Origin of the sequence: Microvirga roseola, assembly GCF_020866965.1 — a bacterium.
GTDB classification, from domain to species: Bacteria; Pseudomonadota; Alphaproteobacteria; order Rhizobiales; family Beijerinckiaceae; genus Microvirga; species Microvirga roseola.
In genome coordinates this window covers 1-350 of record NZ_JAJATX010000226.1, presented here as the reverse complement: position 1 = coordinate 350, position 350 = coordinate 1, and the positions used below count along the sequence as shown (strand labels likewise).

Sequence of the window (350 nt, the reverse complement as noted above, 5' to 3'; positions counted from 1 at the left end):
TCTCCAGGAGGATTTCGCGTTTTCCGGCGTGGTTTGCGGGTCCGACGATGCCTTCCTTCTCCATGCGCTCCATCAGCGAGGCGGCCCGGTTGTAGCCGATCTGGAGGCGGCGCTGGATGTAGCTCGTCGAGGCCTTCTTGTCCCGCAAAACCACCGCCACCGCCTGATCGTACAGGTCCCCGCCCGGCGCGCCGAACTCGCCCTGGTCGAACACCGGCGCATCGGAGCCGGCCCCGCCGCCCTCGTCCTCGTCCGCCGTGACCGCCTCCAGATATTGCGGCCGGCCCTGGCGCTTGAGATGCGCCACCACCTTCTCCACCTCCTCGTCCGAGCAGAAGGGACCGTGCACG

Annotated in this window: 1 protein-coding gene; it reads right to left on the bottom strand. The window is 68.0% G+C overall.

What is annotated here, in order from left to right; translation table 11 throughout:
- The coding region (locus LG661_RS24985; RefSeq protein WP_322098921.1) for a DNA translocase FtsK at positions 1-350 on the bottom strand (350 nt) is incomplete at both ends.